We start from the raw sequence: 9,943 nt of genomic DNA on the forward strand, positions 1-9,943 counted from the left end.
CAGGCGCTGTCGCAGCTGTCGGAAGCCGCGCAGCAGACGGCCGAATCGCTGCGCCAGTCGTCGCAGGCGATCGACGATCTGACGCTCGTCGCGAACCACCTGCGCACCGGCGTGTCGCGCTTCAAGATCGACGGCTGACGCACGCGGCCTTCGTGCGGACGACACGATGCTCTTCCTACTTTTTGAACTCGACGGCGAACGCTATGCGCTCGATGCGACGCGGATCGTCGAGGTGCTGGCGCTCGCGCCCGTGAAGTCGATGCTGGGTACGCCGCCATGGCTCACCGGCGTGATCGATCACCGGGGCAAGCTGGTGCCGGTGATTGACGTGCCGCGGCTCGCGCTCGGGCGCGCGGCGCACGCGCTGCGATCGACGCGGCTCGTCGTCGTGCGCTATGCGCAGCAACACGAGGCGGACGGCGCCGATCGATGGCTCGGGCTGATCGTCGAGCACGCGACGCAGGTGCGCGAGTTCGCGCCCGCGCAATTCGCCGACAGCGGGATCGCGACGCCGCACGCGCGTTGGCTCGGGCCGGTCGCCGCCGACGCGACGGGATTCGTGCAGCGGATCGACGTAGAGCAGATGCTCGATGACGACGCGCGCGCATTGCTGTTTCCGCCCGCGCAGGCGCTTGCCGGATGATGGCCATGATGAACGCCAACGACCCTCGATTCGAAGCGTGGCTCGCGCGTGAAACCGGGATGGATGCGGCGACGCTCGGCAATCGTGCGCTCGCGCGCGCGGTTGCCGAACGCGCACGCGTCACGCAGGCCGATGCACCGGACGCGCCCGACACACCGCGGCCCGCCGGCGGCATGCCGGACGACGTCGCCGAGGCCGCCGGTGGCGCCGCGATCGATGCGTACTGGCAGCGGCTGAATGCGTCCGCGGACGAACGGCAGGCGCTGATCGAAACGCTGGTCGTGCCGGAAACGTGGTTCTTCCGCGACCGCGAGGCATTCGTCGCGCTTGCGCGGATCGCCGACGTGCGGCTCGTGCGCGAGCCGGCGCGCACGCTGCGCGTGCTGAGCGTGCCGTGCTCGACCGGCGAGGAGCCGTATTCAATCTCGATGGCACTGCTTGACGCCGGCATCGGCCCGTCACGCTTCGCGATCGACGCGATCGACATCAGCGCACGCGCGATCGAGCGGGCGCGGGCCGGCGTCTACGGACGCAACGCATTTCGTGGCCACCCGCTCGAATTCCGCGACCGCCACTTCAGCGAAACGATCGGCGGCTGGCAGCTCGACCTGCGGGTGCGCGAACCGGTACGCTTCGTGCAGGCGAACCTGTTCGACCTGCCGCTCGACGCGGACACGCGCTACGACTTCATCTTCTGCCGCAACGTGCTGATCTATTTCGACCGACACGCTCAGGACCAGTCGATCCGGCTGCTCGAGCGGCAACTCGCGGACGGCGGCACGATCTTCGTCGGCCCGGCCGAGACGGGGCTGATGATGCGGCATGCGCTGGCGCCCGCGCGCATTCCGCTCGCGTTCGCGTTCCATCGCGCGGCGCAGGCTGATGCTCCGGCCACGGGCGCGAACGATGGCGAGCGGCCGCCCACTGTGTCTGTGGCATCTGCGAAGCCGGTGGCGCCGCAGACGTTGCCGCCCCGGCACCCGGTGGCGGCACCCTCCATGGCAAACCATTTCGCAACGGCAACCCTGCACCGCCCGCCGGCCGTGCCACAGCGGCCGCCGGCGACACGCATCGCGCAGGCGGCGCCCGATGCCGCGGATGCCGCGCCGAGCGCACCCGCCGCCCCGGCGCCCATGCTCGCCGACGCCCGCCGGCTCGCCGACACGGGCCGCCTCGACGACGCCGAGCGTGCCGCGCACGCATTCACGCTCGCGCACGGCCCCGACGCAGACGCGTTCTACCTGCTTGGCCTGATCGCCGATGCGCGCGGCCTCGATGCGGACGCGCAGGATTTTTATCGCAAGACGCTGTATCTCGACCCGGCTCACTATGAGGCCCTGACCCATCTCGCCGCGCTGCGCGACGCGGCAGGTGACGCGGCAGGTGCCCGGCAACTGATGCTGCGTGCGCAGCGGGCAAGCGCGCGGCACGTCAGCCGTGCCGACGGCGGACCGGACCAGCGAACCGGGCGGAACCCATGACCCACGCCGCTCGTGACGATCGCGCTCCGGCCAGGGCCGTCGACGATTGCTGGAATCTCATCGGCACGCGAGGTGACGGCTCGTGTCCGCGGCTTGCCGTGCACACCCGCTGCCTGAACTGCCCGGTGTTCGAACACGCGGCCGGGAAGCTGCTCGACCGGCCGCTCACCGACGCGGACCTCGCCGAAACGGCGCGCGCCGCACGCAGCACCTCGCAGCCAGCCCCTGCAGACGCACGACTCACTGCATCCGCCGCATCTGCCGACGATGCGCAAGCGCAGCAGTCCGCGCTCGCGTTCCGCGTCGGCGACGAATGGCTCGGCCTGCCCGCCGCCGCGCTGCGGCAGGTCGATGGGCCGCGCCCGATCCATTCGCTGCCGCACCGGCGCGACGGCGCCGTGCTCGGGCTCGTCAACGTGCGCGGCACGCTGACGATCGCAGCATCCCTCGGTGTACTGCTGAATCTCGAACGCAACGCGACCGGACCGCACGAGTCGCGCAACGCGTATGCGCGGATGCTGGTCGTCGAGCATCGCGGCGACGCGGTTGCGCTGCCCGTCGACGAGGTCGAGGGCGTGCTGCGCTTCGCGGCGCATGCGCTGCTGCCGGTGCCGACGACGCTCACCCACGCGGCCGCGATGCACACGCGCGGCCTGCTCGCGTGGCGCGATACAACGATCGGCGTGCTGGACACCGATCGCGTGTTCGACTCGCTTGCGAGGAGCCTGCGATGAGCACGGACGACGACCTGATGCGCCTGTCGCTGCTCGACCTATTCCGCGACGAAGCACACACGCAGACGCAGGCGCTCGCGAGTGGACTGCTAACGCTCGAACATTCGCCCGGCGACGCGCCCGCGCTGGAAGCGTGCATGCGCGCCGCGCATTCGCTGAAGGGCGCCGCGCGCATCGTCGACCTGCAGGACGGCGTCGACGTCGCGCACGCGATGGAGGAATGCTTCGTTGCCGCGCAGCGTGGCGAGCTGACGCTGACGACCGCGCACATCGACGCACTGCTGCATGGCGTGGACCTGCTGCTGCGCGTCGGCAACGCCGATCCGGCGGCGGCGATCTCGCGCGCGGACCTCGACGCGCTGGCCGCACTGGGTCCGACCGATGCGTCGGACGAGCGCGCCGAACGCGCGGTGTCGCTCACACCGCTTACACTGCCCGTACCGCCCGCGCCGGAACCAGGCGCCGCAGCGCCGCACATCGGCTCCGCGCCCGACGATGCCGCCCTTGTCTCGATATCGCCGTGCACCGGCGACGGCCCGCCGCGCCACCCGCCGGCCGATCCGTCGCCGGGCTTGCATGCCGTCGCGCCCGACGCCCCGCCTTTGCACACCCAACCGCCCCCCCGGCACGATCCGCAGCGGATGCTGCGCGTACGCGCCGAGCAACTCGATCAGCTGTTGAGCCTGTCCAGCGAATCGCTCGTCGAATCGCACTGGCTGAAGCCGTTCACGGGCTCGATCCTGCGCATCAAGCGGATGCAGCGCGACGTCGCGCGCTCGCTGGACGTGCTCGTCGAAACGCTCGCGGAGCGGCTCGACCCGGCCGCGCTCGCGTCGCTGAACGATGTGCGCCAGGGGCTCGGCAACCTGCAGCTGCAGCTCGGCGCGCGCCTGGACGAGCTCGACCGCTTCGACCGCCGCAGCACGCATCTCGCGCAGCAGCTTTACGACGAAGCGTTGCGCTGCCGGATGCGACCGTTCGGCGACGCAACGCACGCGTATCCGCGCATCGTCCGCGATCTCGCACGTTCGCTCGGCAAGCGCGTGCGATTCGCGATCGTCGGCGAAACGACGCAGGTCGACCGCGACATCCTCGACATGCTCGACGCGCCGCTCGGCCACCTGCTGCGCAACGCGCTCGACCACGGCGTCGAGACGCCCGACGAGCGCATCGCACGCGGCAAGCCGGCCGAAGCGAGCGTGACGCTCGAAGCGCGCCACAGCGCGGGCCAGTTGCTGATCTCCGTCAGCGACGACGGCGCCGGCATCGATCTCGACGCGCTGCGCGCAGGCGTCGTGCGGCGCCGGCTCGCCGACGCGGACACGGCCGCGCGGCTGTCCGACCTCGAGCTGCTCGACTTCCTGCTGCTCCCCGGCTTCTCGATGCGCGACCGCGTCACCGATGTGTCGGGCCGCGGCGTCGGCCTCGACGCGGTGCACGACATGGTCAAGGCCGTGCGCGGCACCGTGCGGATCTTCACCGAGCCGGGCCGCGGCGCGCGCTTCGTGCTGCAACTGCCGCTCACGCTGTCGATCGTGCGCAGCCTGCTCGTCGAGGTCGGCGGCGAAGCGTACGCGATCCCGCTTGCCCACGTGCGCCGCACGCTCGAACTCGCGCGCGCCGACATCGACACGCTCGAAGGCCAGCAGCATTTCCGCTTCGACGGCCGCCCGGTCGGGCTCGTCACCGCGCACCAGCTGCTCGGCGCACCGCTGCCGGAACAGGCGGGCGACAGCGTCGCGACCGTCGTGATCGGCGACGAATGGGAGTCGTACGGGATCGCCGTCGACCGGTTCCGCGGCGAATGCATGCTGGTGATCCAGCCGCTCGATCGCCGGCTCGGCAAGGTCAAGGACATCGCGGCGGCCGCGCTGATGGAGAATGGCGAACCGGTGCTGATCATCGACGTCGAGGACTTGCTGCGTTCGGTCGACAAGCTCGTGCGCGGCGGCCAGCTCGACAAGGTGCAGCGCGCGCAGCACACGGCCGTCGCACGGCGCCGGCACGTGCTGGTGGTCGATGATTCGCTGACGGTACGCGAACTGGAGCGCAAGTTGCTCGAAAAGCGCGGCTATGCCGTCACCGTCGCGGTCGACGGGATGGACGGCTGGAACGCGCTGCGCGGCGCCGATTTCGATCTCGTCGTGACCGACATCGACATGCCGCGCATGGACGGCATCGAACTCGTCACGCTGATCAAGCGCGATGCCGCGCTGAAATCGCTGCCGGTGATGATCGTGTCGTACAAGGACCGCGAGGAGGACCGCCGCCGCGGACTCGACGCGGGCGCCGACTACTACCTGGCGAAGAGCAGCTTCCACGACGAAACCCTGCTCGACGCCGTACGCGACCTGATAGGAGAAGCCCGTCCGTGAACATCGGCATCGTCAACGACCTTCCGCTCGCCGTCGAGGCGCTGCGCCGCGCGGTCGCGCGGCGGCCCGAGCACCGCGTGCTGTGGGTCGCGACCGACGGCGCGCAGGCCGTCGAGTTCTGCGCCGCGCAACCGCCCAACGTCGTGCTGATGGACCTGATCATGCCGAAGTTCGACGGTGTCGAGGCGACGCGACGGATCATGTCGTCGGGCAAGCCGTGCGCGATCCTGATCGTGACGAGCAGCATCGGCGCGAATGCGTGGCGCGTGTACGAGGCGATGGGCGCGGGCGCGCTCGACGCAGTCGATACGCCGCGGCTCGGCGCAGGCGCGAACGGCGACACCGCGCAGCTGTTGCTCGCGAAGATCGACCAGATCGGCCGGCTGCTCGACAATCCGGCGGGCGCCGCCCGCCCCGCCGGCACGACGGCGCGCGGCGACGGCGGGCAGCTCGTCGCGATCGGCGCGTCGGCCGGCGGCCCGACCGCGCTTGCGTCGATCCTCGGCGCGCTGCCCACCGATTTCGGCGCGCCGATCGTGATCGTGCAGCATGTCGACCAGGCGTTCGCGGACGGCATGGCGCAATGGCTCGACGGCCAGACGCCGCTCAACGTGCGCATCGCGCGCGAAGGCGACCGGCCGCAGCCGTCGTTCGTGCTGCTCGCCGCGACCAACGACCACCTGCGGATCACGCGCGCCGGCACGCTCGAATACACGCGCGAGCCGGCCGAGACGCCGTACCGGCCGTCGGTCGACGTGTTCTTCAGCAGCGTGACCGAGCACTGGCCCGGCGAGGTGATCGGCGTGCTGCTCACCGGGATGGGGCGCGACGGCGCGATCGGGCTGAAGGCGATGCGGATGAAGGGCTACCATACGATCGCGCAGGACCAGGCGACGAGCGCCGTCTACGGAATGCCGAAAGCCGCCGCGACGCTCGGCGCCGCGCGCGCAATCCTGCCGCTCGAGCGCATTGCGGGCGAACTGGCGGCGCTCGTCGGGAACTGAATGAAATGGACTTGCGTGACAGCAATGGCAACAACGGGTGTCGACATGACTAGGGACTCCACGCGACGCCCGGGCCACGATAACGGCACGTCCGCCGCGGACGGCGCGGACGGCGCGGGCGCGGCGCTCGAAGCCGCGCGCGCGACCCTGCAGGTGCCGCCGGCGACCGACGTGCCGGTGATGGTGCTGCTGGTCGACGACCAGACGATCGTCGCCCAGGCCGTGCGGCGCGCGCTTGCCGACGAGGACCGCATCGACTTCCACTACTGCCCGCGCTCGGACGACGCGCTCGCCGCCGCAGTCGAAACGCGGCCGACCGTGATCCTGCAGGACCTCGTGATGCCTGGCACCGACGGATTGAGCCTCGTGAAGGCGTACCGCACGAATCCGGTGATCCGCGACGTGCCGATCATCGTGCTGTCGACCAAAGAGGAACCGGTAATCAAGAGCGCCGCGTTTGCGGCCGGCGCGAACGACTACCTCGTGAAGCTGCCGGACCGCATCGAGCTCGTCGCACGGATCCGCTACCACTCGCGCTCGTACGTCAACCTGCTGCAGCGCGACGAAGCCTACCGCGCACTGCGGCAATCGCAGCAGCAATTGCTCGAAGCGAACCTCGAACTGCGCCGCCTCACGCATTCCGACGGGCTCACCGGGCTGTCGAACCGGCGCTATCTCGACGAATACCTGAACGCCGAATGGCGGCGCGGCGCGCGCGAGCGCAGCGAGCTGTCGCTGCTGATGATCGACGTCGACAACTTCAAGCTTTACAACGACACGTACGGCCACGTGTCGGGCGACGACGTGCTCAAGCGGGTCGCCTCGACCGTCGAAAGCTGCCTCGGCCGCCCGGGCGATCTCGCCGCACGCTTCGGCGGCGAGGAATTCGCGGTGGTGCTGCCGGGCACGTCGCCGGGCGGCGTGCGCCTGCTCGCCGAGAAGATTCGCCTTGCGATCGAAGCGCTGCGGCTCGAGCACGTGCATTCGTCGACCGGCCGCTACGTGACGATCAGCATCGGCGGCGCGAGCGTCGTGCCGGCGGCCGGCACGCCGATGACGTCGCTGATCGAAGCCGCCGACCGCGCGCTGTACCGCGCGAAGCACGACGGCAAGAATCGCGTCGCGATCGATGCGGGGCCGGCAACGCCGAGCGACGGCGGCGGGAAACCGGCCTGATGCGTACGCGGCAGCGTCTTGCTACGGCTATGTCAAGTTGACAAGCGCAGGCTACGTGCCTTCATCAAGAGTAGTTATCCTTATCAGATTACTTCGTTGGCTGCGGAAGAGACAGTCCAACCATGCCATGTGGCGAGGCGTTCTTTGAGTATGGCGCGACGACATACCGCGTTCATCTGATGTCTCGGCAACGCGAAGTGCTGCCGGATCGGACCGACGCAAGAGAGAAATGCCAGAGTGCGTCGCGCATCGCGAAATCCGCACAGCGCGCGCGTCCATCACACGATAGTCGGTCGCGATCTCTTTGCCCACTGATGCTTGAGGCAATGCCGGCCGGACGTCATCGCGCGCGGTGCCGCGCAGCCGATCTCGATTAGGCACGGCAGCCGCGGCGAGCCGAAGTGACCCTGAACCAGCATGAATCCCGGTCGGAAGTGGAAACAGAAAAACCGAAACGACAGTCGCACATGCGCGATATGCGGCATCGCACGCGACGAGCCCGCTGACGCACTTTGCGGCGCTACGGCCGAGGCCCATATGCAGGAATTCGAACAGGCCTAGTCCAAATTCGCATTCTGTTTGTGATGGGAATTACGGCTGAATAAGTTCGCGACATACCGCGCTTTTCGCCAAGATCGGCGAATCGCAATCAGGATGGGTGCGCTTGAATCCGCACCCTGATCCTCCGGTACCGGTGGTCCCGATCGTCTCGCGATCGGGATGAATCCAATTACATCCGTGCACGAGGATACCGTCATGGCATCGATTCCCGAACCGTCGACAACCGGCGAAACCGACAAACGCAGCTGGCTTGAATCGCACGAAGCCGGCTACCACAAGACCCTCGGCAATCGACAGGTGCAGATGATCGCGATCGGCGGGGCGATCGGCACCGGTCTGTTCCTCGGCGCGGGCGGCCGTCTGCAGGCCGCCGGACCGTCGCTCGCGATCGTCTATCTGGTGTGCGGCGCGTTCTCGTTCCTGATCCTGCGCGCGCTCGGCGAACTCGTGATGCATCGCCCCAGCAGCGGCAGCTTCGTGTCGTACGCGCGCGAATTCCTCGGCGAGAAGGCGTCGTTCGTCGCGGGCTGGATGTACTTCCTGAACTGGGCGATGACCGGCATCGTCGACATCACCGCCGTCGCGCTCTACATGCATTACTGGGCGCCGTTCGCGGCCGTGCCGCAGTGGATCTTCGCGCTCGTCGCGCTCTGCATCGTCGCGACGATGAACCTGATCGGCGTGAAGTGGTTCGCCGAGATGGAGTTCTGGTTCGCGCTGATCAAGGTCGCCGCGATCGTGCTGTTTCTCATCATCGGCTCGGTGATCCTCGGCACGGGCGTGCAGGTCGCCGGCCGTGACACCGGCATGCATCTGATCACCGACAACGGCGGCTTCTTTCCGCACGGACTGATGCCGGCGCTGGTGCTGGTGCAGGGCGTGGTGTTCGCGTTCGCGGGCGTCGAACTGGTGGGCACCGCCGCCGGCGAATGCAAGGACGCGCGCAAGGTGCTGCCGCGCGCGATCAACAACGTGATCTGGCGCATCGCGATCTTCTACGTCGCGTCGGTGGTGCTGCTGGTCTGCCTGCTGCCGTGGAGCGCATACAAGGCGGGCCAGAGTCCGTTCGTCACGTTCTTCGGCGCGCTCGGCGTGCCGGGCATCGGCTCGGTGATGAACCTGGTGGTGCTGACGGCGGCGCTGTCGAGCCTCAACTCGGGCCTGTATTCGACCGGGCGCGTGCTGCGTTCGCTGTCGATGGGCGGCTCGGCCCCGGCGTTCCTCGGCCGAATGAGCGCGCAATCCGTGCCGTACGCGGGCATTCTGGTGACGGTCGCGATCTACGTGGTCGGCGTGCTGCTCAACTATCTCGTGCCGTCGAGCGTGTTCGAGATCGTGCTGAACATCGCGTCGCTCGGCATCATCAGCACGTGGGGCTTCATCGTCGTGTGCCAGATGAAGTTCCGCGCGGCGGTCAGGCGCGGCGAAGTGGAGGACGTGCCGTTCAGGATGCCGGGCGCGCCCGTGACGTCGTGGCTCACGCTGCTGTTCCTGCTCGGCGTGCTGGTGCTGATGGCGTTCGACTACCCGAACGGGACGTGGACGATCGCGTCGATCCCGCTGGTCGCGCTGCTGCTCGTGGCCGGCTGGAAGTGGTTGAGCAGTCGCGCGCGCCGTGGGTTGCTCAAGCCGACGATTCCGTCGGTCACGCTGACACGGCAAGTGCTCGAGAAGGGCGACAACTGAGCCGACGCGCAATCGGGGGACGGCCTGCGGCCCGATGCAGGCCGTCTCGCAGAAAAAGAGAAAATTCAATGGCACCGTTTGACGAAATGCTTGCAGGCGATCAGGTTCGCCCGCCCTATTCGCGAGTCAAGGCATGGCTCGACACGCAGAACCCTGCAAGCCTCGCCCAGAAAGCCCACGACGCGGAAGGCGTGTTCCGCAGGACCGGCATCACGTTCGCCGTGTACGGCGACGCGCAGGCCGCCGAGCGCCTGATTCCGTTCGACATCGTGCCGCGGATCAT

General features: G+C 68.8%; 7 protein-coding genes and 1 pseudogene. All 8 read left to right on the top strand.

Annotated features, from left to right (window positions below; genetic code table 11):
* Positions 1 to 166: 166 nt before the first annotated feature.
* Positions 167 to 643 (top strand): chemotaxis protein CheW, encoded by a 477-nt coding sequence (locus DIE04_RS29270; RefSeq protein ID WP_124489841.1) that lies wholly within the window; start codon positions 167 to 169, stop codon positions 641 to 643.
* Positions 644 to 651: 8 nt separating this feature from the next.
* Positions 652 to 2,124, top strand: a complete 1,473-nt coding sequence (locus DIE04_RS29275) for a protein-glutamate O-methyltransferase CheR (RefSeq protein ID WP_124524425.1) — start codon at positions 652 to 654, stop codon at positions 2,122 to 2,124.
* Positions 2,121 to 2,858, top strand: a complete 738-nt coding sequence (locus DIE04_RS29280; protein WP_124489842.1) for a chemotaxis protein CheW — start codon at positions 2,121 to 2,123, stop codon at positions 2,856 to 2,858. Before DIE04_RS29275 ends, DIE04_RS29280 begins: the two co-directional genes overlap by 4 nt.
* On the top strand, positions 2,855 to 5,233 hold the full coding sequence (locus DIE04_RS29285; RefSeq protein WP_124524424.1) for a hybrid sensor histidine kinase/response regulator: 2,379 nt from the start codon (positions 2,855 to 2,857) through the stop codon (positions 5,231 to 5,233). The genes DIE04_RS29280 and DIE04_RS29285 overlap by 4 nt, the downstream gene beginning before the upstream one ends.
* Entirely contained in the window at positions 5,230 to 6,237 is a 1,008-nt protein-coding gene (locus tag DIE04_RS29290) for a chemotaxis response regulator protein-glutamate methylesterase (protein ID WP_124524423.1), read from the top strand. The genes DIE04_RS29285 and DIE04_RS29290 overlap by 4 nt, the downstream gene beginning before the upstream one ends.
* A 45-nt stretch (positions 6,238 to 6,282) precedes the next feature.
* Entirely contained in the window at positions 6,283 to 7,413 is a 1,131-nt protein-coding gene (locus DIE04_RS29295; protein WP_124524422.1) for a diguanylate cyclase, read from the top strand.
* Between the two features lie 756 nt (positions 7,414 to 8,169).
* Positions 8,170 to 9,660 (top strand): L-asparagine permease, encoded by a 1,491-nt coding sequence (gene ansP / locus DIE04_RS29305; protein WP_124530291.1) that lies wholly within the window; start codon positions 8,170 to 8,172, stop codon positions 9,658 to 9,660.
* Positions 9,661 to 9,728: 68 nt separating this feature from the next.
* Positions 9,729 to 9,943: pseudogene (locus DIE04_RS29310) on the top strand (circularly permuted type 2 ATP-grasp protein); the annotation flags it as partial.

Source organism: Burkholderia sp. Bp8994 (genome assembly GCF_003853805.1).
Taxonomy (GTDB): domain Bacteria; phylum Pseudomonadota; class Gammaproteobacteria; order Burkholderiales; family Burkholderiaceae; genus Burkholderia.